Origin of the sequence: Kitasatospora sp. NPDC098663, from assembly GCF_044760075.1 — a bacterium.
Taxonomy (GTDB): Bacteria; Actinomycetota; Actinomycetes; order Streptomycetales; family Streptomycetaceae; genus Kitasatospora.
In genome coordinates this window covers 152518-178381 of record NZ_JBIWAP010000014.1, presented here as the reverse complement: position 1 = coordinate 178381, position 25864 = coordinate 152518, and the positions used below count along the sequence as shown (strand labels likewise).

Genomic DNA, 25864 nt, shown 5'->3' with positions numbered 1-25864 from the left:
CAGGACTGTACAGTTTTGCTGTGGAGACTCCCGGTACTCTTCTCCCATGAACAGTCCGGCTCCCGAAACCCTCGAACTCGCCGCCGAGCTCCGCGCCGCCATCGGCGACCTGGTCCGCTCCCTGCGCCCGGGCGACGAGCTGCCGCAGAACCAGGCCGGTGTCCTCGGCGTCCTCGTCCGCGACGAACGCGCCTGCACCGTCGCCGAACTCGCCGGGTTGCAGCGCGTCCGCCACCAGTCGATGGCCCGCACCGTCGCCCTGCTGATGGAGGCCGGGCTCGTCACCCAGCAGCCCCACCCCACCGACGGCCGGAAACTGCTGGTCACCGCGACCGGAGCGGGCCGCGCCGCCCTGCTGGAGCAGCGCGCCCGCCGGGAGGAGCGGATCGCCACCGCCATCGAGGCCCGCCTCACCCCCGAGGAGCGGCTGGCCCTGCGGGCGGGCGTCGACCTACTGCGCCGACTGCGCTGAGCCCACCAGGTCCCTGGCCTCCGGTCGCGGGGCCGGGACGGCCGTCGCGCCGACGGCCGCCTCGCCCACAGACGCCTCGCCGACGGTCGGCAGTTCGACGTGCTCGCTCAGCCCGAAGCGCCGGTGCAGGCGCCGCAGCGGGGCGGGCGCCCACCAGTTGAACTCGCCGAACAGGCTCATCGCGGCGGGCACCAGCAGGCAGCGCACCAGGGTGGCGTCCACCGCGACGGCGACGGCCAGCGCGATGCCCATCTGCTTGACCATGAGCATGTCCCCGAGGGCGAACCCGGCGAACACGATCACCATCAGCAGCGCCGCCGAGGTGATGATCCGGCCACTGCGCTGGACCCCGAGCTCCACCGCCCTGGTGCAGCTGTGCCCCTTGTCCCGCAGTTCCTTGATCCGGGCGAGCAGGAACACCTCGTAGTCCATGGACAACCCGAAGGCGAAGGCGAAGACCAGCACCGGGATGAAGGTCTCCAGCCCGCCGGTGGGGCTGAAGCCGAGCAGCCCGCTGAAGTACCCGTCCTGGAACACCAGGGTGAGCGCGCCGAGCGAGGCGCCCAGCGACAGCAGGTTCATCAGCAGCGCCTTGACCGGCATCACCACCGAGCCGGTCATCAGGAAGAGCAGCACCAGCGTGCCGACCGCGACCAGCCCGAGTGCCCAGGGGCCCCGCGACAGCAGCTCGTCCTTGAAGTCGACGACCGAGGCCGCGCCGCCGGTGACGTAGGTCTTCAGCCCGCCGCGGTCGTCCCGCAGTTCCTGGACGACCTGCTTGGCCTGGTGGCCCTGCGGGTCGCCGTGGACGAGCACGTCGACGGTGGACACCGAGTCGCTCACCGGGCTCACCGCCCGCACCCCGGCGACCCCGGGCAGCTTGGCGACGACGTCGTCCGCGTACGCCTGGGCGACGGGCGCGCCGCCCTCGACGACGACGGTGATCGGCGCGGCCGCCGCCTGCGGGAAGCGCTGGTCGACGGCGTCGGCGACCTGCCGCCCGGCCGAGGAGGCGGGCAGCACGGCGGCGCCGGAGTTGCGCATGTCGGCGTGCAGGAAGGGCGCGCCGGCGGCCATCAGCAGGGCGACGCAGGCGAGCGCGACCGGCACCGCCCGCTTGCTGACCCGGCGGACGGTCCGGCTGAAGAAGCCCTCGTCGGGAACGGGCGCGGCGGGCGCCTTGATCCGGGAGCCGGCGAAGCCGAGCAGCGCGGGGATCAGCGTCAGCGCGGCGGCGACCGCGATCACCACCACGCTCACCCCGGCGGCGGCGACCGCGCCGAGCACCGGGCTGGTGAAGACGAACAGGCCGGAGAGCGCGACGGCGACGGTGAGGCCGGAGAAGGCGACGGTGCGCCCGGCGGTCGCGGCGGTGCGTTCGACGGCGGCGGCGATGCCCGCGCCGTGCCCGCGTTCCTCCCGGAAGCGGTTCACCATGAGCAGCGCGTAGTCGATCGAGAGTCCGAGCCCGAGCACGGTGGCGATCGGCAGCACGCTGGTGTCGATGTCCATGATCCGGCTGAAACCGAACATGGCCAGCAGCGCGCCGCCCACCGAGGCGACCGCGCCGATCACCGGCAGGCTGGCCGCGGCGAGGCCGCCGAAGACCAGCACCATGACGATCAGGGTGAGCGGCAGCGTCACCATCTCGCCGAAGCGGGTGTCCTGTTCGGTCTGCTTCTTGACCTCGTCCTGGAGCACCAGGTCCCCGCCGACGGTGACGTGGGTACCGGCCTCGCCGTTCAGGGCGGCGAGGCGGTGGGTGACGGCGTCGGCCTGGGCGGAGGTGCTGGTGTCGGCCATCCGTACGGTGACCAGGCTCGCGGTGCCGTCGGCGGAGCGCAGTGCGGCGGGCGCCGGGCCGGTGCCGTAGGCGTCGAGCGCGGAGGAGACACCGGGGAGGGCGGCGAGGTCGGCGGTGGCCTTGGTGACGGCGGCCCGTACGGCCGGGTCGTCGACCGGCTTCCCGTCCACGACGGCGGTGACGGTGCCGCGGGCCGGGTCGGTCGCGGCGACCACCGCGCCGCCCCGATCGGCTTCGGCGGTGGCGGAGGAGGCGCCGGCCACCGTTCCTTCGAAGACCCGGCCGCCGATCAGCACGCCCACGACCAGGACGACGGCCCACAGGCCGAGCACCCAGCGGCGGCGGCGGAAGCAGAACCGGCCGAGGGCGGCGAGCCGCCCGGGGACCGCGGGGTCGCCGGCAGCGGTGGGAGCGTTGCGCATGAAGGAGGCCTTTCGGGCAGCTCCCCTCAATGTAGGGGCAACCCGGTGTTCGACCTATAGACGGACAATGAGCCACATCTCACAAAATTCCTTCACATAAACCACAAATAAGTGAAGGCGAAATACGAAAGAACGTGAAGTAAAAAACCCCGGCCAAAGGCGGAAACGAAATGGGCCCCACCCGGATTTCTCCGGGTGGGGCCCACCGTTCAGCTATGCGCCAGGTACTGGCAGCGGGTCAGAGCTTCAGCTCTGGCCGCCCGCCAGCTTCTCGCGCAGGGCCGCCAGGGCCTCGTCCGAGGCGAGAGCGCCGGAGCCCTCGTCGCTGCTGGACGAGTAGGAGCCACCGGCAGCGGCGGCGACGGCGTCGCCACCCTCGGCAGCGGCCTCGGCGTCGGCCTCACGGCTCTTGATGACCTGGGCCTGGTGCTGCTCGAAGCGGGACTGCGCCTCGGCGTACTGGCGCTCCCACTCCTCACGCTGCTTCTCGAAGCCGGCCAGCCAGTCGTTCGCCTCGGGGTCGAAGCCCTCCGGGTAGATGTAGTTGCCCTGGTCGTCGTACGAGGCAGCCATGCCGTACAGGGTCGGGTCGAACTCGACCTCGGCCGGGTTGGCACCCAGCGCCTCGTTGGCCTGCTTGAGCGACAGGCTGATGCGGCGACGCTCGAGGTCGATGTCGATGACCTTGACGAAGATCTCGTCGCCGACCTGGACGACCTGCTCCGGGATCTCCACGTGGCGCTCGGCCAGCTCGGAGATGTGGACCAGACCCTCGATGCCCTCGTCCACGCGGACGAACGCACCGAACGGAACCAGCTTGGTGACCTTACCCGGAACGACCTGGCCGATCTGGTGGGTACGGGCGAACTGCTGCCACGGGTCCTCCTGGGTCGCCTTCAGCGACAGGGAGACGCGCTCGCGGTCCATGTCAACGTCGAGAACCTCGACGGTGACCTCCTGGCCGACCTCGACAACCTCGGACGGGTGGTCGATGTGCTTCCAGGACAGCTCGGAGACGTGCACCAGGCCGTCGACGCCACCCAGGTCCACGAAGGCACCGAAGTTGACGATCGAGGAGACGACGCCGGAGCGCACCTGGCCCTTCTGCAGGGTGGTGAGGAAGGTCTGGCGGACCTCGCTCTGGGTCTGCTCCAGCCAGGCACGGCGGGACAGGACCACGTTGTTGCGGTTCTTGTCCAGCTCGATGATCTTGGCCTCGAGCTCCTTGCCCACGTAGGGCTGGAGGTCGCGGACGCGGCGCATCTCGACGAGCGAGGCCGGCAGGAAGCCACGGAGGCCGATGTCGAGGATGAGACCACCCTTGACGACCTCGATGACGGTACCGGTGACGATGCCGTCCTCTTCCTTGATCTTCTCGATCGTGCCCCAGGCACGCTCGTACTGAGCGCGCTTCTTGGACAGGATGAGACGACCCTCCTTGTCCTCCTTCTGGAGGACCAGGGCCTCGATGTTGTCACCGACGGCGACGACCTCGTGCGGGTCGACGTCGTGCTTGATCGAGAGCTCGCGGGACGGGATGACGCCCTCGGTCTTGTAACCGATGTCGAGGAGGACCTCGTCACGGTCGACCTTCACGATGACGCCCTCGACGATGTCGCCATCGTTGAAGTACTTGATGGTCTCGTCGATGGCGGCGAGGAACGCCTCGGCGTCGCCGATGTCGTTGACCGCGACCTGCGGGGTGGTGCTGAGGGAGGAGTCGGTGGGGCTCGTCATTAGGAAAAGGGCTCCGGTACGGACATGAAAGTCGTAGGTAATGCCACGCGGAGGGCCCGTATCGCTCCCACCGAAAGCCGGACAGCCAAGAACACGGCGCACCGGCATTCCCGCACAAACGGGAAATCCGGCGTCCGTCTTGCGACCGTGGGGTCTTCGACAGATGCGAGCGCGACCTGCTCCGTCTGAGGCGCGCAGGCCCGCAGCGCAACTTGTAGCATACGGGGACGGCCAGGCACGGTCAACGCCAAGAGCGGCAAGACGGTGGAGCCCGGTATGGATCAGGCCATATCCTCCGATTGCGCACCTTGCGGTGGCGCCCGAAGGGGCCCTTCCCCGGATGCCACCACCAGGATCGGGTCCTTGACGGGCCCGGTCTCGGCAGCGGCGCTTCCGCACTCCACACCCTACGCGATGGGCATTATCACCGTGGCCACCACCCCCCAGTCCGACCTGCATGATCTTGACGGCGACGGCGACGACGCGGTACGGCGCGCGGCCGGCACCGGGGAGAGCAGCCGGGCCAGCCGGCACTGGTGGGACCGCAACGCCGACGAGTACCAGGACGAGCACGGGGAGTTCCTCGGCGACGACCGCTTCACCTGGTGCCCCGAAGGCCTCGACGAGGCCGACGCCCACCTCCTCGGCGAGGTCGCGGACAAGGACGTGCTGGAGATCGGCGCCGGCGCCGCCCAGTGCTCGCGCTGGCTGGCCGGCCGCGGCGCCCGCCCCGTCGCCCTGGACATCTCCCACCGCCAACTCCAGCACTCCCGCCGGATCGACCTCGGCCGCGGCGCCACCCCCGTCGCCGTCGTCCAGGCCGACGCCGCCGTCCTGCCCTTCGCCGACGCCTCCTTCGACCTCGCCTGCTCCGCCTACGGCGCCGTCCCGTTCAGCGCCGACACCGCCGCCCTGATGCGCGAGGTGCACCGGGTGCTGCGCCCCGGTGGCCGCTGGGTGTTCTCCGTCACCCACCCGATCCGCTGGGCCTTCCCCGACGAGCCCGGCGTCGAGGGCCTCACCGCCGCCTCCTCCTACTTCGACCGCACCCCCTACGTCGAGGAGGACGAGCACGGCCGCGCCAGCTACGTCGAGCACCACCGCACCATCGGCGACCGGGTCCGCGAACTCGTCGGCGCCGGATTCCGGTTGACCGACCTGGTCGAGCCCGAGTGGCCGGCCGGCCTGGAGCAGGAGTGGGGCGGCTGGTCCCCGCTGCGCGGGCGGCTGATCCCCGGCACCGCGATCTTCGTCGCCGAGCGGGGCTGAGCCCCTTTGACCTCGACGAACCCGGCCTGGCGCGAACTGCCCGTCCGCACCGCCCTGCCCGCGCTGCACCGCGCCCTCGACGAGCAGGGCACCGCCGTCCTCGCCGCACCGCCCGGCACCGGCAAGACCACCCTGGTACCGCTCGCACTCGCCGGTCTGCTCGATCCCGAGCGCCCGACGCTTCGCGTGCTGGTCGCCGAACCACGCCGACTCGCCGTCCGGGCCGCCGCCCGGCGGATGGCCTGGCTGCTGGGCGAGGCGGTCGGCGGGCAGGTCGGCTACACCGTGCGCGGGGACCGTCGCGTCGGGCCCTCCACCGTCGTCGAGGTGGTCACCACCGGCGTACTGCTGCAACGGCTCCAGCGCGACCAGGAGTTGCCCGGAGTGGACGTGGTCGTCCTGGACGAGTGCCACGAACGGCACCTGGACGCCGACACCGCGCTCGCGTTCCTCCTCGACGTCCGGGCCGCGCTGCGGCCCGAACTGCGGTTGGTCTGCGCCTCGGCCACCTCCGACACCGCGGCCTGGGCCGAACTCCTCGGCGGCGCGTCGGTGGTGGAGGCGCACGGGGTCTCCCACCCGGTCGAGACGGTGTGGGCGCCGCCGCCGCGCGCCGTCCGGCCCGCCCACGGCACCCGGGTCGACCCGGCGTTGCTCGACCACGTCGCCGCCACCGTCCGGCGGGCGCTCGCCGAGCAGGAGGGCGACGTGCTCTGCTTCCTGCCCGGCGTCGGCGAGATCAGCCGTGTCGCCGGGCAGCTGTCCACCGTGGCGGCGGACGTCCTGCAACTCCACGGCCGCGCCCCGCAGTCCGTCCAGGACGCCGCCCTCACCCCCTCGGACGGCCGCCGCGTCGTGCTCGCCACCGCCGTCGCCGAGTCCTCGCTCACCGTGCCCGGCGTCCGCGTCGTCGTCGACGCCGGGCTCGCCCGCGAACCGCGCACCGACCACGCCCGGGGCCTGGCCGGGCTGGTCACCGTCCGCGCCTCGCTCGCCGCCGCCCGCCAGCGCGCCGGCCGTGCCGGCCGCGAGGCCCCCGGCACCGTGTACCGCTGCTGGAACGAGGCCGAGGACGCCCTCGCCACCCGCTTCCCCACCGCGGAAATCGCCCTCGCCGACCTCACCGCGTTCGCTCTCCAGGCCGCCTGCTGGGGCGACCCGGACGCCACCGGCCTCGCCCTGCCCGACGCCCCGCCCGCCGGGGCGATGGCCGCCGCCCGGCAGACCCTCCAGGCCCTCGGCGCCGTCGACACCGACGGCCGGGCCACCCCGCGCGGCGTCCGCCTCGCCCGCACCGGGCTGCACCCCCGGCTGGGGCGCGCGCTCGTGGACGGCGCTCCTGCCGTCGGCGCCCGTCGAGCGGCCGAGGTGGTCGCCCTGCTCTCCGAGGAACCGCCGCGCGCCCTCGGCGACGACCTCGGCGCGGTCTGGCGGGCGGTCCGCTCCGCCAACGACCCGTACGCCGGCCGCTGGCGCGAGGAAGTCCGCCGCCTGCTGCGCGCCGCCGGCTCCGAACCCGCCACTCAGCTACCCGACACGACCGCCGCCGGCCTCGTCGTCGCCCTCGCCTTCCCCGAACGCATCGCCCGCGCCCGGGTGGAGCGGCCCGCCCCCGGCGAGCGCAGCCCGTACCTGATGGCCTCCGGGACGGCGGCCGAACTCGCGCCCGGCACCGCGCTCGGCGCACTGCCGTGGGTCGCCATCGCAGTCGCCGACCGCTCGGCCGGCTCCCCGTCCGCCCGCATCCTGCACGCTGCGGCACTGGACGAGGACACCGCCCGGCTTGCCGGTGCCTCGCTGCTCGAATCCCGCGAGGAAGTCCACTGGGACACCCGCCGCGACGAGGTCGTCTCCCGCCGGGTCGAGTCGCTGGGCGCGATCGAACTCGCCGAGAAGCCGCTCAGCCGCCCCGACCGGGCCCTCGTCCGGGGCGCCATCCTCGAAGGCCTGGCCCGCGAGGGCATCAGCACCCTGCTGACATTCCCCTCCGGCCTGCGCGAACGCCTCGCCTTCCTCCACACCGCCATCGGCGACCCCTGGCCGGACGTCTCCGACGCCGCGCTGCTGGAACGCGCCGACGAGTGGCTGGAGCCGGAACTGTCCCGCGCCCGCCGCCGCGCCGACCTGGCCAGGATCGACACAACGTCTGCCCTCCAGAGGCTCCTCCCCTGGGCCACCGGGGAAGCAGGCCGCCTCGACGAGCTGGCCCCCGAACGCATCACCGTGCCGTCCGGCTCGAAGATACGAGTCGACTACACCGCCGAACGCCCGGTGCTGGCCGTCAAGTTGCAGGAACTCTTCGGCTGGACCAAGACCCCTGCCCTGGCCGGAGGACGTGTCCCGCTGACCATTCACCTGCTGTCGCCCGCCGGTCGCCCCGCCGCCGTCACCGGCGATCTGGAGAGCTTCTGGCACAACGGCTACCGCGCCGTCCGCGCGGATCTCAGGGGCCGCTACCCCCGCCACCCCTGGCCCGAGGACCCGACGACGGCGGAACCCACCCGCCGCCTCAACCCGCGGAACTGACACCCCTCCCCGGCGGGGGTGGGATTCCTGGCTCGCGCTGCCGTCAGGAGATCGAGAAGCCCAGCTGGTTCACCACCGGCGTCATCGGCACGTAGAGCACCTGCGCGTAGCAGGTCGTCGAGTGTGCCGTCGATCCGGCCGGGCATCCGACCTCCGACCTTCCGGCCACGATCACGCCGCGAGCCTCCATGTCGCCGTTCGCGCCGGACGGGTTGGCGAGTGTGGGGCCGCCGCTGTCGCCCTTCGCACCGATCGCCCGTCGGTCACCGCCCTTCGACTCCGCGATGTCCACCGGCTTGATCTTCGTCCCCTCGTCGTTCGTCGTCTCGACATCGACCTTCTTGACCTCCACGTCGCACTTCCACCCCGACTGGGCGCCGCTGAGGCAGACGAGGTCCCCCACGTTGTTGCGTCCGATCCCGTACGTGCGTCGCGACGAACCGCTGCCGTCCGACCAGGCACCGTCGTAGAACCGGCCGGTGCCGTTGCCGTTGATCGCGATCATGGCGACGTCCAAACCGTCGCCGATCGCGTACAGGTCGCCGATGTGGCCGCCGGTGCCGTTGTAGTACCGGCCGCCGCCGCAGTGTGCGGCGGTCAGCAGCACCTTCGTCCTGTCCTTCCAACCGCTGAACGCGGTCGAGCAGAACGAGGCCTTGCCGGTGTTGACTTCGGCGCCCGCGTAGTACGGCGCGCTGTCGGAGTGCCGGCTGCCGGACAGCGCTGCCGGGATGCCCTCGACGGTGGCCGTCACCGGCATCCCGGCGATCTCGGCGGCCGTCCGGGAGTACGCCTGCTCGGTCGTGGCGCCGCCGGTCGGCCGCGTCGCCTTCGTCGGCACGTACGTGATCGCGATGGCGGTGCCGTCCTCCTGCGGGCCGATCGACGTCCATGCCTCGGGCGCCACAGCGGCGGTGAACCGGTCGATCGCGGCCCGCATCTCCGCACGGGAGTAAGGGCTTTGGTGAACGTCGACGGTGTAGCCGGGGCCGGCGTTCGCGTCGAGCAGCGCCCGGACCTCGGTCGGGGCCTCACCCTTCCAGTAGATGTCGGCGTGCTGGTTCGACGCGTCGATCACGGTCCCGGCGTAGCCGTCCGCCGCCGGAGCGCCGGACTCCACCCAGTCCTGCACCGGGTCCGTCATGCGGTGGAGCCTCTGCTGAGCTTGCGGGTCGCGGAGCACCGGCAGGCTGACCGATGGGACCGGCCCGTCCGGCGCGTCCGGCGCGGCGTCGGCGGCGACGAGGGCGGAGGCGGTCACGGCGGACAGGGCCAGGAACAGCATGAGGCGGGAGCGGCGCATACGCGGTCCTTCGACGGGGCTGGCGGGCCGACACCCAGCGTAGGGACCGATCCGCGTTTCGCCTGGTCAGAAGGCGCGTTTCAGGCTGCGGCAGGCGCACGCGGAAGACGACGCGCCCCCGGCAGCTGGTCACCGCTCCGGGAAGTCACCGGCCTGGACGGAGGAGAGGAAGGACGTCCAGGCCGAGGCCGGGAAGACGAGCACCGGCCCGTGCGGGTCCTTGGAGTCACGCACGGGGACGAGGCCGGGGAATCCGGGGGCCACCTCGATGCAGTCGCCCCCGTTGCCGCCGCTAGCGAGTTACTCACCGGGAGTATCTCACTGCGAAGCCGACCATAGACGCGCCGGTGTGCAGCGACGACTTCCGGATCATTGCTCGGATGCGCTCGATCCAAGCTCTCCGAGGAGACATCGTTCTGCCCATTGGGCATCTCCGGCCCGGTCAGGCCGCCTTCGCCATCGGCCGAGCGCGGTCGTACAAGTCGCGCGCGTACCGGTTGCCCTGGTAGGGCTTGATCATGGCCATCATCGAGCGGAAGCGGTCGTCGGCCCGACCGGACTGGACAGCCGGGTAGTCATCGAGAGCTCGATGCCAGTCCACACAGGCTTCTTCGAGGCGGCCGGCCTGCAACTTCCACTCCGCGAGCATGCCGGTCATCCGCACCCGATTGCGCACGTACACCGAGTACCGCAGGCGGTCGGACGCCTGCATCGCGGAGATGGCGCCAGGTTTGTCGCCGAGCTCCCAGCGAACCTTGGCCTCGTGGTACGCGAGGGAGGACGGGTCGTAGGAGCCGAACGCCTTCGCCTTGGACTCGGCCTGCTCCATCGCGACTTCCGCCATCCGCAGGTGGTGCAGGGCTCCGGCCCTGTCTCCGGTCTGGGCGGTGGCGTGGGCCTGTTGGCCCGCGAGGAAGGCCCTCATCCGGGGGCCGGCCTGCGGGGAGGCAGCCGAGGCGGCATCCGCGAACCGCGTGGCGGCACTGCCATGGCCGAGGTCGACGGCCTGCACACTCATGCCGCGCAGGGTGGTGCAGTACGTGAGGTGATCGCCCGCATGCCCTGCCAGTTCCAGAGCCTTCATGTAGTAGCGCTGGGCCAGGGCATCGTGACGCTCGTCCATCGCCATGTAGCCGGTCAGGTAGCAGTGGTCGGCGGCGGCCGACAGCATCGCCTCGCGAACGTCCTCGGTGGCGTCCGCCTGTAGGTACGGGGCGATCGTGTTGACCAGGAACGAGGCGGCCATCGGTCGTGCCATCCGGCCACCGAACTGGTCGTCCAGGTCGCTGATCCGTTCGGTCATGGCGGCGACCGACTGGACCTCTGCCATGCCGATCCGCAGGTGCGGGTTGGTCCGCAGTTTCTCGAAACGGCCTACCAGGTCGGGCCAACCCGGAATGGTGAGAGCTACCGAGTACAAGCTGGCTGTGAGAACTCCGCGCCGGGATGGGTCCATATCGAGGCTCCCCAGATCGATCAGCCCTGACACCGTATCCGTCGACTCGTCAACGGTGGTAGGCCTGTCGCGAAATCCGGCCTCGAAAGCGGTGATCGGCCGCTTGAGTCTCCGTGCCAGCGCTTCCAAGACCACCGGCAGGGCCTTCGCCGCAGGCGAAGTGCCGCCGAGCCAGTGAGAAACAGCCGAGGCATCGTACTTGAGCCGCTGCCCAGCCTCGGTACCGGTCCGGTTGACGGCCCGCGCCAATTCGCCGTTGCCCCAAGCGGCTTCGGTCATCAACGAAGCGAGCTTTCGGTTCGGTTCGCGGTCGGTTCGCACGACAGTTCCCCCCTGCAGACGGGTTTCAAGGGTTTCAACTTCCCGGCTCGGCCCGGCCATAGCCGACCACAGGACCGGCCTGTTGACTGTTCGTCATCAGTCAATCACCAGCAGTGGTGAAGTTAACCCCATTCCGCCCCTGAGGTGCACAACCATGCTCGTTTCCCGTCGGCCCCGGACGTTCGCCGCCAGCCTCGGCTCCCGCACCGAATCCACCCCCGTCGCCCGGCAGTTGCTCCGCGCCTACCTCGCCGCCCTCCCCGCCGGCGACCGCTACCGCGACACCGCCGAACTCCTCCTCGGCGAACTCTTCGCCAACGCCGTCCAGCACACCGACGCCCCCACCGACCGCCTCATCGAAATCCGCTTCTCCCTCACCCCCGACCACCGCCTCCGACTCGAAGTCCACGACGCCGGCACCGGCCGCCCCTCCCTCCACACCCCCACCCCCGACGACGAACACGGACGCGGCGTCCTCCTCGTCAACGAACTCGCCGAGAAGTGGGGCTGCTGCCCCCGCGCCGGCGGCATCGGCAAATTCGTCTGGGCCCTGATCGCCCCCACGCCCTCCCCCGCACCCACCGCCCTCACCCTCCTCACCGTCTGAACAGGCACCCACCATGCGACTCCCCCTCACCGCCCGGCACCTGTTCGACACCGGCTCCACCCCCGCCGACGCCTACGCCACCCTCGCCCGCCGCACCCGCCAGCCCCTGCGCTCCGCCCGCGCCGTCTGCATCGCCCTCGGCATCCCCGCCGCCGACACCCAGCGCCGCCTCGACGACTGCTACGACGCCCTGCTCGCCAGCCCCCGACCGGGATCCGAGGCCGACACCGGCGAACTCCTCGAAGCCCTCGGCGTCTTCGACATCCCCAAGACCCCCGACGACCGCGACCTCGCCATCATCGACCTCTTCCTCACCGCCATCGACGCCCACGGCAGCATCCGCGCCGGCCACCAACACGGCCTCACCCGCTGGTTCACCACCGGCAACCTCACCACCGCCTACCTCTCCCTCACCGCCACCCAACCCCACCCCACCACCGGCGACCCCGCCCGCTACTGGACCACCCTCATCACCGCCGGCGAACTCCTCACAGCCCACCCCTCCCCCGACCCCCGCCTCAAACCCGCCCTCACCCACGCCCGCACCCAAGCCCAAGCCGCCCACGCAACCCACCACTGACCCGCACCAGAAGTCGACCCCACCGACTTCCTACGCAACGCAGAAAACACCGCCCCAGGCTCCCCACCTCCTCGCCGCCGGATCCGCCGCCTTTCCACCCTCCTCCGACGGCGGGCCCCTATCCGGGCCGCTGGCGCGCGGAAGTCCGCCGCCTGTTGCCGACGTCAGCGCCGAGGCGCTGCCGGAGCACGCCGAAGAGTGGCTGGAACCCGAACTCTCCCAGGCCCGCCGCCGCGCCGACCTCGCCCACATCGACACCACAGGGGCCCTCCAACGCCTCCTCCCCTGGGCCACCGGCGAGGCAGGCCGCCTGGACGAACTCGCGCCGGAGCGGATCACCGTCCCCAGCGGGTCGACGATCCGCGTCGACCACACCACCGAACACCCCGTGTTGGCCGTCAAGTTGCAAGAACTCTTCGGCTGGGCAGCGGCCCCCGCCCTGGCCGGCGGCCGCATACCGCTCACCATCCACCTACTCCCCCGCCGACCGCCCCGCCGCCGTCGCCGGCGATCTGGAGAGCTTCTGGCACAACGGCTACCGCGCCGTCCGCGCAGAGCCGAGAGGCCGCTACCCCCGCCACCCCTGGCCCGAAGACCCGACGACGGCGGAACCCACCCGCCGCCTCAACGCCCGGAAGTAGCCGGCGCGACTGACGACACCGCCGCCGCTGCCCGACTGCGTCGTCGTCAGTCGCGCCGGTTCGTCCGGATCGCGGAGTAGAGGACGAGCGCCAGGATCACAGAGGTGAAGAGGATCAGGAACTTCCGGAAACCCTCGGAACTGGCGGGCAGCCATCCCTGGAGCAACCCGACCAACAGCACGATGTCGAGCACGATCGCTATCGCGTACCCTGGCCGCTTCATGCGCTCCCCCCTCCCGGATCCCGTTCGCACCACACCCGTCGTCTTCCGTTAGATCAAGCGGGATTTTACGAAACGGAAGCCGGCTGCGGCCGAGACCTCGGGTACCCCGTGATCCGCCAGATGAATCCGAGGTCACGCGGATACGAGCTCGGAAACCCGCTGAGCAAGCTCGGGAGCGCCGGGAATTCCTCGTGTGCGATAGAAGGCAATGGTCGCGCGCACCATCTTGAGCTCTTTCTTGTTCCGGTCGGATGCCACGCCATCTGGACCTGACCACGCTGGGCCGGCCGTCAGAACACCGGTGGTCGGCCCAGCTTCGCCATCCGCCACACCGTGCTCCACCGCATAGGCCGACGCGGCGGGCACGGTGTGCGCACGCCCTCGAAGAAGCCTGACCACCACGCCTTGAGACCGGACAGCGGCGGCCGGCGGACCAGCGTGTACAGCGCCCAGGAGGTGAGGTAGACCGGCACCAGCACCGCAGGCAGGTGGCGCTTGGCCAGCCAGACCCGGTTGCGGGCCGTCAGCCGGTAGTAGGTGGCATGCCGGGCCGGGTCGGTGCGGGGGTGCTGAAGCACCACGTCGGCGCGGTAGTCGATGCGCCAGCCCGCGTCCAGGGCACGCCAGGCGAAGTCGGTCTCCTCGTGGGCGTAGAAGAAAGCAGCGGGGAACAACCCAACCTGGTCGATCACGCTCATCCGGATGGCATGGCCGCCGCCCAGGAAGGTGGTGACCGGCCCGGACTGCATCGGGTCGCTGGCGCCGAGACGGGGGACGTGCCGACGCTGGGTGAACCCGGTCTCATCCGCGATACGGAAGGACATGATCCCCAACTGCGGGTCCTGCTCGAAGGCTGCCCGGACCAGGCGGAAGGTGTCGGTGCGGGGCAGCAAGCCGTCGTCGTCCAGGACGACCAGTACATCCACGCCGCCCAGTTCGCGCAGCCGCTCGACGCCCACATTGCGGCCTCCGGGAATCCCGAGGTTCTCCGGCAGCTCCACGGCGTCCGCCCAGTCCGGCAGTTCGGGCAGCTCCACGCCCTGCCCGAGCACCACGGTCCGCACGCCGCTGTCGCCGCCGTCCTGGGCCCGTACCGAGTCCAGCAGCGCCGTCAGCTCCGCAGGCCGGTCTCCCATCGTCAGCACCACCACGCCCAGCGTGACGCCCATCGCACCCGACCCCAAGTTGAGGAACCCTTCATGATCCCGCCGACACCGCATCCCGGGAACGCGCCGCTGCGTGTACTGGCTGAGACCGGCCATCTCCCGGACCACCAGTACATGGACCGGACCACACTGGCCTGGATCGCCGGCAACCGTCCCACCGGTCCGGGTGTCCGGGCCACCATCCCATACCGTCCGCTCCTGCTGGTACCCGAAGGCCCCTGGTTCGCCCGTAGGGAGGCTGCCGGCTGCGGGCGAAGACGTTTGTGCGCCAGTAGACCGCGAGGAGGAGGGTGCAGCCGTCCAGCAGCAGCGACCAGGGGCGCGCCGGGCACGTCGTACGTCATCGAGTCGAACGTGAAGTCCCCTCTCCCACCATCCGAAAGACGCAGCCAGAGCGAGAGGGCGCGGGCCAGTTCCGCTACCGGGGACCTGTTCTCGCTCCACACCGTGCGGCCGCCGTCGCCGATTGTCGCCGCCGGTTAGGAGTGCGGGTCAGTAACCAACGCGGTTCCTGATTTCAGGAGAGAGCCCTTCCTGTGACTCCAGCCATAAATTGCATTCTCCTATGATCCTAATCGTGCAACTAATTTCCCGCCTATTCTCTCCCTGGGGAGTCCTGGGCAAATAAAGAGTCGACTGCCATATTCTTCAGCGGGCGAGGAATGTTCTCGGCCTGACATCGACGGTTCCAACGAACAGAGGATGGCGATGACCAGCATGCGCAGCGCCCGCGAGCAGTTTGACGAGATCGACACCGATCACAACGGCTACATCAGCCCCGATGAGCTGAAGACGTACCTCATGCAGAACCCCAAGGTCAGCGAAGCCAACGCGAAGGCGACGATCCAATACGCCGACGAGAACAACGACGGCCAGATCGGCTTCAAGGAGTTCTCCGACCTCATTCGGTAGGCGGGGCCGTCCCCGACTCGACCGCTCCAAGGCACCTGCCGTGACCGCACGGCAGGTGCCTTGGCGGTTGGCTACGAATCCGGCCTTGCGGCGTACTGAACTTCAATGCGTGATGCCGGGTTGGTTATCCGAGCACCTGCCCCTCCGCCGTCACGACGAGAGCCGCCGCATCAACCGAACCCGCTCTTTCGAGATCGAGCAGATCTGGTCCTTGAGCCCGATCGGCGCGTTGGCAGCGTCCACCCGTGTTCCGATCGGGAACCTGGCCAGCGACCAGGCGACCACCTCCATCGCGGAGACCAGCCCTCCGCATCAAGGGTTGGCAAAGGCGCCACCCGCAACAATGCCCGCCGCACCCGCCTGGTCAGCCCTGTGATCTGATCGTCCTCTTGACGGACCGCCACCAGGAGCTGACCCATGTCGACACCCCAGCCCACCGCCCTCCGCCTGACCGTCGGCCGGCACACCTTCGACGCGCTGGCCGCCGGGCCCGCCGACGGGGAACTCGTCCTGCTGCTGCACGGGTTCCCCGAGTTCGCCGACTGCTGGAGCGCCGAGCTGACGGCGCTGGCCGCGGCCGGCTACCGCGCGGTGGCGGTGGACCAGCGCGGCTACTCCCCCGACGCCCGCCCCTCCGACATCGCGGACTACTCCGTCGAGCTGCTGGTCGCGGACGCGCTGGGCTTCGCCGACGCCCTGGACGCGCCGCGCTTCCACCTGGTCGCCCACGACTGGGGCGGCCTCGTCGCCTGGGCGCTGGCCTCCACCCACCCGGAGCGGCTGCACAGCCTGACCGTGCTCTCCACCCCGCACCCCGAGGCGCTCTACGAGGCCCTGAACAACGACAGCGACCAGCGCCAACGCTCTCAGTACATCAGGGAGTTCCGCCTGCCGGGGCACGTGGCCGAACAGGCCATGCTGGCCGACGACGCGGCCAGGCTGCGCGCGATCTACCGGGGCGCGCTGCCGACGGACCAGGCCGAGTCCAACGTCCGACGGCTGACCGAGCCGGGCGTGCTGACGGCCGGGCTCAACTGGTACCGGGCGATCAACGAGGAACTCCGGGTGCCGGCCGGTGAGATCACCGTCCGCACGCTCTTCGTCTGGGGTACCGAGGACCGCGCCCTGGGCCGCGAAGCAGCCGACCTGACGGCCAAGCACGTCAGCGCCCCGTACCGGTTCGTTGCGCTGGAGGGTGCCACCCACTGGCTGCCGGAGGCCGACGCCGAGCGGATCGTGCCGCTGCTCCTGGAGCACCTCGCGGGCTGACCCGGAGGTGTTCCCGGCGTGCCGCCCCACCGGCGCGCCGGCTTCGCCGCCCTCAGGCCGCCCTCAACCCGTACTCAGCCCGGCCCCAGCCCGGCCTCAGCGCGTCTTCGGCGCGTTCCGGGATCGCGCCCAGCTCTCCGCCTGCTCCTGGTCCCACAGGAGGCGGGCCCCGAAATCCTTCTCCTCGCCGGGTTCCGCCTCCGTCAACGCGCGCACCAGCGCCGGGCTGTAGACGGCATGGACCCGGAAGTTCACCAGGAACCGACTCTTGATCACGATCCGCACGTAGCGGCGGCTGTTGCCCCGGTGGCGTCCGGCCACGATGACGCAGTCACCGCCATCACCCCAGGCCGGCGGCGCGATCCACACCTTCGCCCCCGGCGCGAAGTGCCTCAGCCCCTTGCGGATCTCCGACCCGCCTTCGCCGTGGCCGGTCTCCTGGGCGACATTGGCCACGAGGCACACGCCCAGCGGCTCCGGTCCGGTTGCATCCGTCATGGCAGCCATGATCGCCTGACCGGACGCAGTGGCGCGCGTCCTTTTTCCCTGGGCATCCGTGAGTTGCCCACGCGTCACGACCAGTGTCGTACCGGACTACCCCCACGAAGAACGCGGTACCCGCACCTGATCACGACGCCACACGGGTCTACAGGCGGCAGCTGATCTCCATTCCGTCCTCCACGGGGAACGTGACGCTCTGGTAGCCGTTGCGGGGGTCGCGGACGTAGTCGAGGTAGGGCGCGAGGGCCTCCAGGTCGACGTCGTCGGCGACGACGAGGGTGCCGGGCGCGAGGCGTGGTTCGAGGAGTCGCAGGACGGGCAGGCACAGGTCCTTCCAGCCGTCGAGGAGGACGAAGTCCGCGGAGCCGTCGACTGCGGCGAGGGTGTCGCGGGCGTCTCCTTCGAGGACGGTGATCAGGTCGTCCAGCCCCGTCTCGGCGAACGTCCGGCGGGCGGCCGCGGCCTTGGCGGCGCTCAGTTCCGTACTGATCACCCGCCCCGTCCCGTTGTCGCGCACCGCGGCGGCGAGATGGAGCGTGGAGATGCCGAAGGACGTGCCGAACTCGACGACGGTGGCGGGGCGGGTGGCCCGGATCAGGTTGTAGAGGAGGCGGCCGCCCTGGGCGGAGATCGGCATGTACACCTCGGCGTTGGCGTCAGCCTGCTCCTGCGGGCCGAGGGGCGCGGAGCCCTGGGGCCACGCCGCCCGGATCCGCTTGCTGGTCGCCTCGTCCTGCTCGGCGTGCCGGAACATCCGGTCGAGGGCGGTGGCGACGCGGGGGTCTTCGAGGGTGTTGGTCGGTGTCATGGACCTAGACTAGACGCACCGTTGCGTTGCGTCTAGCGGTTCTGGCCTACCCTGGCCCCAGGAGGCAGACATGGAACGAGGAAGTACGGCCGCCGCGGCGGCCGGGTCGCAACCGGCGGCACGCCACCACGGCAACCGGCACGGCCGCAGCGAACAGGCCCGGCAGGCAGTGCTGGAGGCGGCCGACGACCTCCTGGTCGAGAAGGGCTTCACCGGCGTCACCATCGAGGGCATCGCCGCCCGGGCGGGCGTCGCCAAGCAGACCGTCTACCGCTGGTGGAAGACCAAGACCGACATCCTCCTGGACGCCTTCCTCCAGGACGCGGCCGAAGCCCTGACCCCGCCGGACCACGGCGACCTGGCCCCGGACCTACGCGCCCACCTGCGCCAACTGGCCCTGTTCCTCACCCGGTCCGACGCCGGCGCCGTCTTCAGGGCCCTCATCGGGCACGCCCAGCACGATCCCGCGTTCGCCGCCGCCCTGCGGTCCGGGTACCTCGACGAACAGCGCCGACGCGACCGGCTCCCGCTGGAACGCGCGGTGGAACGCGGCCAGCTCGCCGCCGGACTCGACATGGCGGCGGAGATCGACCAACTCGTGGGGCCGCTCTACCACCGCGTCCTGGTGACGGCGGAACCCGTGGACCAGGCTTTCACCGACCGCCTCGTCGAGGCGTTCCTGCACCGCGTGAACGTAGCGGACGTAGCGCACGCAGCGGACGCAGCGCACGCGGCGCACGCGGCGGAGTAGCCGACGCAGGGGAGACGGTGAGCAGTTGACTCCGAGGCACCGGCGGGACCGCCGATCGGATGGCCGAGCTCAGTGCCGAGTGGTCGTTGCGGCGTACTGGTCCGACGACAACGCGAACACCCGCACTCGCCGACCGCCGGCGGGACTGACGGTCTCACGGGTCAGCTGCATCCCCAGTTTGGTCATGATCCGTTCGGAGGCGTCGTTGCCCACCTGAGTGATGCTGACGATCCGCTCCAGCCCTCGCTCCTCGAACGCGAACCACACAGCGGCCGCAGCGGCCTCGGTGGCCAAGCCCTGCCCCCAGTGGGAGCGCCCCAACCGCCAGCCGACCTCGACCGCCGGCAGTACCTCCGGCAGGAAGCCGGGGACCGAGAGACCGGTGAACCCGGCCAGCTCGCCAGTGGAGCGGATCTCCACCGCGAACAGGCCGAAGCCCTGCGCATCCCACTCGCTCTCCCACGCCTGGATCCCGCCGCGGGTCTGCTGCTCGTCACGGACGCTGCCGTCCCGGATCCACCGCATCACCTCGGGGTCGGCATTGACGGCAGCCATGGGCGCAACGTCCTCCTCGCGCCAGCGGCGCAGGATCAGACGCGGAGTCTCAAGCGTGGCCATCGGATCATTCTGGACAGCCAAGGGGCTCTCCGCCATCCCCCGCTGCGCGACGGCCCGCGGAAACCTGGCAGCGGGCTCGGACACCAGCCGTGTCCGAGCCCGCCGAGAACCGCGCCGCCAGATCAGTGCGCGGCGGCCTCCCAGTTGGCGCCGACGCCCACCGAGACGTCCAGCGGGGCGCGCAGCGGGTAGGCGCCGGCCATCTGCTCGCGGACGATCGCCTCGACCTGCTCGCGCTCGCCCGGCGTCAGCTCCAGCACGATTTCGTCGTGCACCTGGAGCAGCATCCGGGAGGTGAGGCCGGCGGCGCGCAGCGCCTCGTCCACCCGCAGCATGGCGATCTTGACGATGTCGGCGGCCGAGCCCTGGATCGGGGCGTTGAGGGCCATCCGCTCCGCCATCTCGCGGCGCTGGCGGTTGTCGCTGTTGAGGTCCGGCAGGTAGCGGCGGCGGCCGAGCAGCGTCTCGGTGTAGCCGGTGGCGCGGGCCTCGTCGACGACCCGGCGCAGGTAGTCGCGGACGCCGCCGAAGCGCTCGAAGTAGGTGTCCATCAGGCCCTGGGCCTCGCCGGGCTTGATGCCGAGCTGCTGCGAGAGCCCGTACGCGGACAGCCCGTAGGCGAGGCCGTAGGACATCGCCTTGATCTTGCGGCGCATCTCGGCGTCCACCGCGCTGCCCGGGACCTCGAAGACCTGGGAGGCGACGGTGGTGTGCAGGTCCTCGCCGGTGGCGAAGGCCTCCAACAGCGCCTCGTCCTCGGAGAGGTGGGCCATGATGCGCAGTTCGATCTGCGAGTAGTCGGCGGTGAGCAGCGACTCGTAGTCCTCGCCGACGACGAAGGCGCGGCGGATGGCGCGGCCCTCCTCGGTGCGGACGGGGATGTTCTGCAGGTTCGGGTCCTGCGAGGAGAGCCGGCCGGTGGCGGCGACCATCTGGTTGAAGGTGGTGTGGATGCGGCCCTTGGGCGAGACCGTCTTCAGCAGGCCCTCGACGGTGGTGCGCAGCTTGGCCTGGTCGCGGTGGCGCAGCAGGATGACCGGCAGTTCGTTGTCGGTCTGGGTGGCGAGCCAGGTGAGCGCGTCGGCGTCGGTGGTGTAGCCGGTCTTGATCTTCTTGGTCTTGGGGAGGGCGAGCTCGCCGAAGAGGATCTCCTGGAGCTGCTTGGGCGAGCCGAGGTTGAACTCGCGCCCGGCGGCGGCGTGCGCCTCCTCGACCACGCGCTGGATCTCGGTGGCGAACTGCGCCTCCAGGCTGGTGAGCCAGGGGCGGTCGGCGGCGATGCCGGTGCGCTCCATCCGGGCCAGCAGGGCGGCGATCGGCAGTTCCATGTCGCGCAGCAGCCCGGTGGCGCCGACCTCGGCGAGGCGGGTGTCGAAGAGCGCGGCGAGGTCGAGGACGGCACGGGCCTGGAGCATGAGCGCCTGGGCGCCGGCCGCCGGGTCCTCCTCCGGGGCGTCGAAGGCGAGTTGGCCGTCCTCGGTGGCGGGGGCGGGGGTGAGCGAGCGGGCCAGGTACTCCTCGGCGAGCACCTCCAGGGTGAAGGTGCGGCGGCCGGGCTTCTCCAGGTAGGCGGCGAGGGCGGTGTCGGCGACGACGCCCTCGATGGCCCAGCCGCGCTCGGCGAAGGCCCGCATGACCTGCTTGGCGATGTGCAGGGCCTTGGGGGCGGCCGGGTCGGCGAGCCAGGCGGCGAAGGCCCGCTCGTCCTCCTCGGCGAGCTGCGCCGGGTCGAACCAGGCGGCGGCTTCTCCTGCGGCCAGGGCGACTTCGGTGACCTCGCCGGTGCCGAGCGCCCACTGGTAGACGGCGGCGAGGGCGACCGGGGCCTTGGTGTCGGCGGCGTGCTCGCGCAGCCAGCCGGCCAGTGTGCCCGGGTCGGTGAGGAGTTCGCCGTCGACCTCGACGCCGGGGGCGAGTTCGGCCGCGGCCTCCTCCTCGCCGGCGGCCGGGTCGATGCCGTGGACGCGGTCGCGGAAGTTGGCGTTGCGGAACTCCAGCGACTCCATCAGCGTGCCGACGGCGGCCTTGTCGAACGGCGCGCGGGCCAGGTCGCCGACGCCGAGCGGGAGTTCGACGTCGCGGACGAGCTCGGTGAGGACGCGGTTGCGCTTGACCGAGTCGAGGTGTTCGCGCAGCTTCTCGCCGATCTTGCCCTTCACCTCGTCGGCGCGGGTGACGAGTTCGTCGAAGGAGCCGAACTGGTTGACCCACTTGGCGGCGGTCTTCTCGCCGACGCCGGGGATGCCGGGCAGGTTGTCGGACGGGTCACCGCGCAGGGCGGCGAGGTCCGGGTACTGGCGCGGGGTGACGCCGTACTTCTCGGCGACCTTCTCCGGGGTGTAGCGGGTGAGCTCGGAGACGCCCTTGGTCGGGTAGAGGACGGTGATGTGTTCGGTGACCAGTTGGAGGGAGTCGCGGTCGCCGGTGACGATGTCGACGTCGTAGCCGGCCGCCTCGGCGGCGGTGGCCAGGGTGGCGATGATGTCGTCGGCCTCGAAGCCCTCGGCCGTCAGCCGGGGGACGTTCATCGCGTCGAGCAGTTCGCCGATCAGGCCGATCTGGCTGCGGAACTCGTCCGGCGTCTTGGCGCGGTTGGCCTTGTAGTCGGGGAACTCGACGGAGCGGAAGGTCTGCCGGGAGAGGTCGAAGGCGACGGCGAGGTGGGTGGGCTGCTCGTCCCGGACGGTGTTGGCGAGCATCGAGGCGAAGCCGTAGACCGCGTTGGTGGGCTGGCCGGTGGAGGTGTTGAAGTTCTCCACGGGCAGGGCGTAGAAGGCCCGGTAGGCCATCGAGTGCCCGTCGAGCAGCATCAGCCGGGGCCGCGGGCCGGCCCCGCCGCCACCCGTCGCGCCCTTGTCCGTACTCTGCGTAGCCACGTCAACGTCCCGTTCCTGCCGATTCCACTACCGGCCACCGATCCTATGGCCCGGCACCGACAAAAGGGGCGCCGTGCCCGTCGAGCGCCGCGCCCGGGGCGCCCGTTGACACGCCCCGGCCCCGGACACGACCGCTACCGCCGAGTAGGACGGTCGTACGATCACAGGCAGCACGATGACGATCCCCGAGCGGCAGGAGTTCCCCATGACCGACGCGGCCCCCGACGCGGCCCCCGTCCTGAAGGTCCCGCAGGACGTGCTGGACCACTTCGCCAAGCTCGGCGTCGACCCGCAGACCTTCTCCGGCGGCGCCCTCGGCGAGAAGCTCGGCCTCCGGATCGTCGAGGCCTCCGGCGACCGGGTGGTCGGCACCATGCCGGTGGAGGGCAACCAGCAGCCGTACGGGCTGCTGCACGGCGGCGCGTCGGCGGCGCTGGCCGAGACGCTGGGCTCGATCGGCGCGATGCTGCACGCGGGCCCCGGCCGGTACGCGGTCGGGGTGGACCTCAACGCCACCCACCACCGCTCGGCCACCTCCGGGCTGGTCACCGGGGTGGCGACGGCGGTGTTCAAGGGCCGCACCGCCGCCACGTACGAGATCGCGATCACCGACGACACCGGCAAGCGGGTCACCAGCTGCCGGCTGACCTGCATGCTGCGCGACCTCTGACCCCGCGCCGGGACGCTTCCCGGTGCCGACGGATCATCAAATCCCTTGGCCGCCCCCTTGTTTGACCTCACGCCCCCCTGGGCAGGCGTTGGTCTGGACAAGGGGGCGGCGGCATGTCCGGGCAGCTCCGGGCGCGGCCGAAGCGGCAGCATGTCCGAAATCCGCACAAGTAACGCTGCGTAACCAGTAGGAAATCCGAGCAATGGCCCGCTCCGAGGCCCGCAGGCAGCCCGGAGTTCCTTCGCCATGCCCTCATTGTCCGAAATCCGGACGAGCATGACCGGAACAAGTGAATCGGACACGAGTGTCCGAGTATCGACCAGGCCAGCTGCAACCCCCATTTCTGGCCCTTACATCGCCCCAACAGCCCCTAAACGCCCTACATCGGCGGATCGGTCGCGCCAAAACGACCACATGCTGAGACAACTGCTCTGTGTGCTCATAACAAGAGAATCACAGCCTCGCCACACCACTGCCCGAGTCGCCCAGAGGCATCTAGAGTCACGGCCAGTCACCGCGCCAACGGATTGGGCCCGGCCCTCCGCGCATCCCGGCTCCCGCCAACTCAGGCGCGGCGCCTCCCGAACCGAAGGGGACCCTCGTGCGTCACCGTTCCGCAATTGTCGTGAGCATTGCCGTGATCGGCGCCCTGAGCCTCAGCGCGTGCGGCTCCCGCGACGACAAGAAGTCCGCCGACGGAGGCAGCGGCAACAGCGGCTCCACCACCACCGTCACCATCGGCATCGACGCCCCGCTCACCGGCGACCTCTCCGCCATCGGCATCGGCATCCGCAACTCCGTCGACCTCGCGGTCAAGAAGGCCAACGAGCAGAACGAGGTCCCCGGCGTCAAGTTCCAGGTCAAGGCCCTGGACGACACCGCCAAGCCCGGCCCCGGCCAGCAGAACGCCACCCAGCTCGTCGCCGACAACAGCGTCCTCGGCGTCGTCGGCCCGCTCAACTCCAGCGTCGCCCAGTCGATGCAGCAGATCTTCAACGACGCCAACCTCGTCGAGATCTCCCCCGCCAACACCGGCGTCGCCCTCAGCCAGGGCGAGAAGTGGGTCACCGGCGAGAAGAAGCGCCCCTTCAAGACCTACTTCCGCACCGCCACCACCGACGCCGTCCAGGGCCCCTTCGCCGCCCAGTTCCTCGCCAAGGACGCCAAGAAGTCCAAGGTCTTCCTCATCGACGACCAGAAGACCTACGGCGCCGGCCTCGCCGCCACCTTCAAGGCCGAGTTCACCAAGCAGGGCGGCAGCATCGTCGGCGAGGAACACGTCAACCCCGACGACCGCGACTTCTCCGCCATCGTCACCAAGGTCAAGACCTCCGGCGCCGAAGCCGTCTACTACGGCGGCGAGTACCCCGCCGCCGGCCCGCTCTCCCTCCAGCTCAAGGACGCCGGCGTCAACATCCCGCTGATGGGCGGCGACGGCATGCAGAGCGCCGACTTCATCAAGCTCAACCCCAAGAGCGCCGGCGACTACGCCACCGCCGTCGGCGGCGCCGTCGAACAACTCCCCACCGCCGCCAAGTTCATCGCCGACTACAAGGCCGCCGGATACAAGGACCCCTACGAGACCTACGGCGGCTACTCCTACGACAGCGGCTGGGCCATCATCCAGGCCGTCAAGGCCGTCACCGCCGCCAACAACGGCAAGCTGCCCGCCAACCCGCGCGCCGCCGTCGTCGACGCCGTCCAGAAGGTCTCCTTCGACGGCGTCACCGGCAAGGTCTCCTTCGACGAGTTCGGCGACACCACCAACAAGCAACTCACCGTCTACACCGTCAAGGACGGCAAGTGGACCGTGGAGAAGACCGGCACCTTCAACGGCTGAACCTCCAGCGGCTCAGCCTTCGGCGGCTGAACCCCAGCGGCCGAGCCGGCCCGCACCACCTTCCAGCAGCACAGCGCGCGGGGGCGCCACGAGTGCCCCCGCGCGCCCCCACATCCACCACCCACGCGGACACCCCGAACGCACTACGGAGGCCCAGCGGTGCACGACCTACCGCAGCAGCTGGCCAACGGCCTGATCCTCGGCGCCCTCTACGGACTCGTCGCGATCGGCTACACGATGGTCTACGGCATCGTCCAGCTCATCAACTTCGCCCACGGCGAGATCGTCATGGTCGGCGGCTTCGGCGCCCTGACCGCCTACCTCGCCCTCCCCGGCGGCACCACCCTGTGGCTGGCCCTGCCGCTCATGCTGATCGCCGGCATCCTGGTCTCCACCCTCACCGCCGTCGCCGCCGAGCGCTTCGCCTACCGGCCCCTGCGCAACGCCCCCCGACTCGCCCCCCTCATCACCGCGATCGGGCTGTCCATCTTCCTCCAGCAACTCGTCTTCTCCTTCTACCCCGACGCCAAGAAGGCCCGGGTCTTCCCCAAGATCCCCGGCGACCCCTTCAACCTCGGCTCCGTCACCATCCAGCGCAGCGACCTCTTCCTGCTCGTCGCCGCCCCGCTGTGCATGCTCGCCCTCGGCTGGTTCGTCACCCGCACCCGCTCCGGCCGCGCCATGCAGGCCACCAGCCAGGACCCCGACACCGCCAAGCTCATGGGCATCGACACCGACCGCATCATCGTCATGGCCTTCGCCATCGGCGCCGCGTTCGCCGCCGTCGCCGCCGTCGCCTACGGACTGCGCAGCGGCCAGGTCGACTTCCGCATGGGCTTCATCCTCGGCCTCAAGGCCTTCACCGCCGCCGTCCTCGGCGGCATCGGCAACATCTACGGAGCCATGCTCGGCGGCATCGCCCTCGGCCTCGCCGAAAGCCTCGCCACCGGCTACATCCAGCACCTCCCCGGCATGCATCTCTTCGGAGGCGGCGCCTGGAAGGACGTCTGGGCCTTCGTACTCCTCATCCTCGTGCTCCTCGTCCGGCCCCAGGGCCTGCTCGGCGAGCGCGTCGCGGACAGGGCGTGACCA

At 70.8% G+C, this 25864-nt stretch carries 22 protein-coding genes and 2 pseudogenes; 12 read left to right on the top strand and 12 right to left on the bottom strand.

The window, feature by feature from the left end:
- The first annotated feature begins 46 nt into the window (after positions 1–46).
- Positions 47–472 carry a MarR family winged helix-turn-helix transcriptional regulator gene (locus ACIQVZ_RS18020; RefSeq protein ID WP_402450977.1) on the top strand — a complete coding sequence of 142 codons (426 nt, stop codon included), beginning with the start codon at positions 47–49 and terminating at the stop codon, positions 470–472.
- Here the strand turns inward: ACIQVZ_RS18020 and ACIQVZ_RS18015 are convergent.
- Positions 452–2698, bottom strand: coding sequence for an MMPL family transporter (locus tag ACIQVZ_RS18015; RefSeq protein ID WP_402450975.1), 2247 nt, complete (start codon positions 2696–2698; stop codon positions 452–454). The two genes, ACIQVZ_RS18020 and ACIQVZ_RS18015, sit on opposite strands and share 21 nt — an antisense overlap.
- A gap of 246 nt (positions 2699–2944) precedes the next feature.
- Positions 2945–4435, bottom strand: a complete 1491-nt coding sequence (gene rpsA, locus ACIQVZ_RS18010) for a 30S ribosomal protein S1 (RefSeq protein WP_063347134.1) — start codon at positions 4433–4435, stop codon at positions 2945–2947.
- Positions 4436–4849: 414 nt separating this feature from the next.
- Between rpsA and ACIQVZ_RS18005 the strand changes: the two genes are divergently transcribed.
- Positions 4850–5704, top strand: a complete 855-nt coding sequence (locus ACIQVZ_RS18005; RefSeq protein ID WP_402450973.1) for a class I SAM-dependent methyltransferase — start codon at positions 4850–4852, stop codon at positions 5702–5704.
- Between the two features lie 6 nt (positions 5705–5710).
- Positions 5711–8230 (top strand): ATP-dependent helicase HrpB, encoded by a 2520-nt coding sequence (gene hrpB / locus ACIQVZ_RS18000; protein WP_402450971.1) that lies wholly within the window; start codon positions 5711–5713, stop codon positions 8228–8230.
- Between the two features lie 43 nt (positions 8231–8273).
- Here the strand turns inward: hrpB and ACIQVZ_RS17995 are convergent, their stop codons facing one another.
- From ACIQVZ_RS17995 to ACIQVZ_RS17985, 3 genes and pseudogenes are all read right to left on the bottom strand, one after another.
- The gene (locus ACIQVZ_RS17995; protein WP_402450969.1) at positions 8274–9533 is read right to left on the bottom strand and encodes a hypothetical protein; all 1260 of its coding nucleotides are present in this window, start codon (positions 9531–9533) and stop codon (positions 8274–8276) included.
- Between the two features lie 129 nt (positions 9534–9662).
- A pseudogene (locus tag ACIQVZ_RS17990) lies at positions 9663–9815 on the bottom strand (DUF397 domain-containing protein); the annotation flags it as partial.
- A 160-nt stretch (positions 9816–9975) separates the two neighbouring features.
- Complete coding sequence (locus tag ACIQVZ_RS17985) at positions 9976–11268, bottom strand: tetratricopeptide repeat protein (RefSeq protein ID WP_402451038.1); 1293 nt, start codon at positions 11266–11268, stop codon at positions 9976–9978.
- A gap of 196 nt (positions 11269–11464) precedes the next feature.
- Here ACIQVZ_RS17985 and ACIQVZ_RS17980 point away from each other — a divergent pair, with 196 nt between their 5' ends.
- From ACIQVZ_RS17980 to ACIQVZ_RS17970, 3 genes and pseudogenes are all read left to right on the top strand, one after another.
- On the top strand, positions 11465–11917 hold the full coding sequence (locus tag ACIQVZ_RS17980) for an ATP-binding protein (protein ID WP_402450967.1): 453 nt from the start codon (positions 11465–11467) through the stop codon (positions 11915–11917).
- A gap of 13 nt (positions 11918–11930) precedes the next feature.
- On the top strand, positions 11931–12497 hold the full coding sequence (locus ACIQVZ_RS17975; protein WP_402450964.1) for a hypothetical protein: 567 nt from the start codon (positions 11931–11933) through the stop codon (positions 12495–12497).
- 151 nt (positions 12498–12648) lie between these two features.
- Positions 12649–13138: pseudogene (locus ACIQVZ_RS17970) on the top strand (ATP-dependent helicase C-terminal domain-containing protein); the annotation flags it as partial.
- A 46-nt stretch (positions 13139–13184) separates the two neighbouring features.
- On the opposite strand, the gene ACIQVZ_RS17965 reads toward ACIQVZ_RS17970, so the two are convergent.
- Together ACIQVZ_RS17965 and ACIQVZ_RS17960 are read right to left on the bottom strand one after the other, a co-directional pair.
- Positions 13185–13361, bottom strand: a complete 177-nt coding sequence (locus ACIQVZ_RS17965) for a hypothetical protein (protein ID WP_402450961.1) — start codon at positions 13359–13361, stop codon at positions 13185–13187.
- A 290-nt stretch (positions 13362–13651) separates the two neighbouring features.
- A complete protein-coding gene (locus ACIQVZ_RS17960) occupies positions 13652–14530 on the bottom strand; it encodes a glycosyltransferase family 2 protein (RefSeq protein ID WP_402450959.1) in 879 nt (292 codons plus the stop codon).
- A 705-nt stretch (positions 14531–15235) separates the two neighbouring features.
- Between ACIQVZ_RS17960 and ACIQVZ_RS17955 the strand changes: the two genes are divergently transcribed.
- Positions 15236–15439, top strand: a complete 204-nt coding sequence (locus ACIQVZ_RS17955) for an EF-hand domain-containing protein (RefSeq protein ID WP_402450956.1) — start codon at positions 15236–15238, stop codon at positions 15437–15439.
- A gap of 150 nt (positions 15440–15589) precedes the next feature.
- Here the strand turns inward: ACIQVZ_RS17955 and ACIQVZ_RS17950 are convergent, their stop codons facing one another.
- Complete coding sequence (locus ACIQVZ_RS17950) at positions 15590–15730, bottom strand: hypothetical protein (protein WP_402450953.1); 141 nt, start codon at positions 15728–15730, stop codon at positions 15590–15592.
- A gap of 126 nt (positions 15731–15856) precedes the next feature.
- On the opposite strand from ACIQVZ_RS17950, the gene ACIQVZ_RS17945 reads away from it, so the two are divergent.
- The gene (locus tag ACIQVZ_RS17945; RefSeq protein WP_402450950.1) at positions 15857–16708 is read left to right on the top strand and encodes an alpha/beta fold hydrolase; all 852 of its coding nucleotides are present in this window, start codon (positions 15857–15859) and stop codon (positions 16706–16708) included.
- 96 nt (positions 16709–16804) lie between these two features.
- Here the strand turns inward: ACIQVZ_RS17945 and ACIQVZ_RS17940 are convergent, their stop codons facing one another.
- Both ACIQVZ_RS17940 and ACIQVZ_RS17935 read right to left on the bottom strand, forming a co-directional pair.
- Positions 16805–17206 (bottom strand): hypothetical protein, encoded by a 402-nt coding sequence (locus tag ACIQVZ_RS17940; RefSeq protein WP_402450947.1) that lies wholly within the window; start codon positions 17204–17206, stop codon positions 16805–16807.
- 148 nt (positions 17207–17354) lie between these two features.
- The gene (locus ACIQVZ_RS17935; protein WP_350881720.1) at positions 17355–18017 is read right to left on the bottom strand and encodes a class I SAM-dependent methyltransferase; all 663 of its coding nucleotides are present in this window, start codon (positions 18015–18017) and stop codon (positions 17355–17357) included.
- Positions 18018–18087: 70 nt separating this feature from the next.
- On the opposite strand from ACIQVZ_RS17935, the gene ACIQVZ_RS17930 reads away from it, so the two are divergent.
- The gene (locus tag ACIQVZ_RS17930) at positions 18088–18768 is read left to right on the top strand and encodes a TetR/AcrR family transcriptional regulator (protein WP_402450943.1); all 681 of its coding nucleotides are present in this window, start codon (positions 18088–18090) and stop codon (positions 18766–18768) included.
- A 69-nt stretch (positions 18769–18837) separates the two neighbouring features.
- On the opposite strand, the gene ACIQVZ_RS17925 is transcribed toward ACIQVZ_RS17930, so the two are convergent.
- Both ACIQVZ_RS17925 and polA read right to left on the bottom strand, forming a co-directional pair.
- Positions 18838–19386, bottom strand: a complete 549-nt coding sequence (locus tag ACIQVZ_RS17925; RefSeq protein WP_402450940.1) for a GNAT family N-acetyltransferase — start codon at positions 19384–19386, stop codon at positions 18838–18840.
- A 122-nt stretch (positions 19387–19508) separates the two neighbouring features.
- Positions 19509–22196, bottom strand: a complete 2688-nt coding sequence (gene polA / locus ACIQVZ_RS17920) for a DNA polymerase I (protein ID WP_402451036.1) — start codon at positions 22194–22196, stop codon at positions 19509–19511.
- 271 nt (positions 22197–22467) lie between these two features.
- On the opposite strand from polA, the gene ACIQVZ_RS17915 reads away from it, so the two are divergent.
- The 3 genes from ACIQVZ_RS17915 to ACIQVZ_RS17905 all read left to right on the top strand — a co-directional run bounded on the left by ACIQVZ_RS17915 (position 22468) and on the right by ACIQVZ_RS17905 (position 25861).
- Entirely contained in the window at positions 22468–22932 is a 465-nt protein-coding gene (locus ACIQVZ_RS17915; RefSeq protein WP_350881726.1) for a hotdog fold thioesterase, read from the top strand.
- 601 nt (positions 22933–23533) lie between these two features.
- On the top strand, positions 23534–24772 hold the full coding sequence (locus tag ACIQVZ_RS17910) for a branched-chain amino acid ABC transporter substrate-binding protein (protein WP_350881728.1): 1239 nt from the start codon (positions 23534–23536) through the stop codon (positions 24770–24772).
- Positions 24773–24931: 159 nt separating this feature from the next.
- Positions 24932–25861, top strand: a complete 930-nt coding sequence (locus ACIQVZ_RS17905) for a branched-chain amino acid ABC transporter permease (RefSeq protein WP_350881730.1) — start codon at positions 24932–24934, stop codon at positions 25859–25861.
- The last annotated feature ends 3 nt before the right edge of the window (positions 25862–25864 follow it).

Coding starts and splice junctions, on each gene's coding strand:
- ACIQVZ_RS18020 (WP_402450977.1), top strand. CDS start 47: ATGAACAGTCCGGCTCCCGAAACCCTCGAACTCGCCGCCGAGCTCCGC.
- ACIQVZ_RS18015 (WP_402450975.1), bottom strand. CDS start 2,698: ATGCGCAACGCTCCCACCGCTGCCGGCGACCCCGCGGTCCCCGGGCGG.
- rpsA (WP_063347134.1), bottom strand. CDS start 4,435: ATGACGAGCCCCACCGACTCCTCCCTCAGCACCACCCCGCAGGTCGCG.
- ACIQVZ_RS18005 (WP_402450973.1), top strand. CDS start 4,850: ATGGGCATTATCACCGTGGCCACCACCCCCCAGTCCGACCTGCATGAT.
- ACIQVZ_RS17995 (WP_402450969.1), bottom strand. CDS start 9,533: ATGCGCCGCTCCCGCCTCATGCTGTTCCTGGCCCTGTCCGCCGTGACC.
- ACIQVZ_RS17985 (WP_402451038.1), bottom strand. CDS start 11,268: ATGACCGAAGCCGCTTGGGGCAACGGCGAATTGGCGCGGGCCGTCAAC.
- ACIQVZ_RS17980 (WP_402450967.1), top strand. CDS start 11,465: ATGCTCGTTTCCCGTCGGCCCCGGACGTTCGCCGCCAGCCTCGGCTCC.
- ACIQVZ_RS17975 (WP_402450964.1), top strand. CDS start 11,931: ATGCGACTCCCCCTCACCGCCCGGCACCTGTTCGACACCGGCTCCACC.
- ACIQVZ_RS17965 (WP_402450961.1), bottom strand. CDS start 13,361: ATGAAGCGGCCAGGGTACGCGATAGCGATCGTGCTCGACATCGTGCTG.
- ACIQVZ_RS17960 (WP_402450959.1), bottom strand. CDS start 14,530: ATGGGCGTCACGCTGGGCGTGGTGGTGCTGACGATGGGAGACCGGCCT.
- ACIQVZ_RS17955 (WP_402450956.1), top strand. CDS start 15,236: ATGACCAGCATGCGCAGCGCCCGCGAGCAGTTTGACGAGATCGACACC.
- ACIQVZ_RS17950 (WP_402450953.1), bottom strand. CDS start 15,730: ATGGAGGTGGTCGCCTGGTCGCTGGCCAGGTTCCCGATCGGAACACGG.
- ACIQVZ_RS17945 (WP_402450950.1), top strand. CDS start 15,857: ATGTCGACACCCCAGCCCACCGCCCTCCGCCTGACCGTCGGCCGGCAC.
- ACIQVZ_RS17940 (WP_402450947.1), bottom strand. CDS start 17,206: ATGACGGATGCAACCGGACCGGAGCCGCTGGGCGTGTGCCTCGTGGCC.
- ACIQVZ_RS17935 (WP_350881720.1), bottom strand. CDS start 18,017: ATGACACCGACCAACACCCTCGAAGACCCCCGCGTCGCCACCGCCCTC.
- ACIQVZ_RS17930 (WP_402450943.1), top strand. CDS start 18,088: ATGGAACGAGGAAGTACGGCCGCCGCGGCGGCCGGGTCGCAACCGGCG.
- ACIQVZ_RS17925 (WP_402450940.1), bottom strand. CDS start 19,386: ATGGCCACGCTTGAGACTCCGCGTCTGATCCTGCGCCGCTGGCGCGAG.
- polA (WP_402451036.1), bottom strand. CDS start 22,196: ATGCTGCTCGACGGGCACTCGATGGCCTACCGGGCCTTCTACGCCCTG.
- ACIQVZ_RS17915 (WP_350881726.1), top strand. CDS start 22,468: ATGACCGACGCGGCCCCCGACGCGGCCCCCGTCCTGAAGGTCCCGCAG.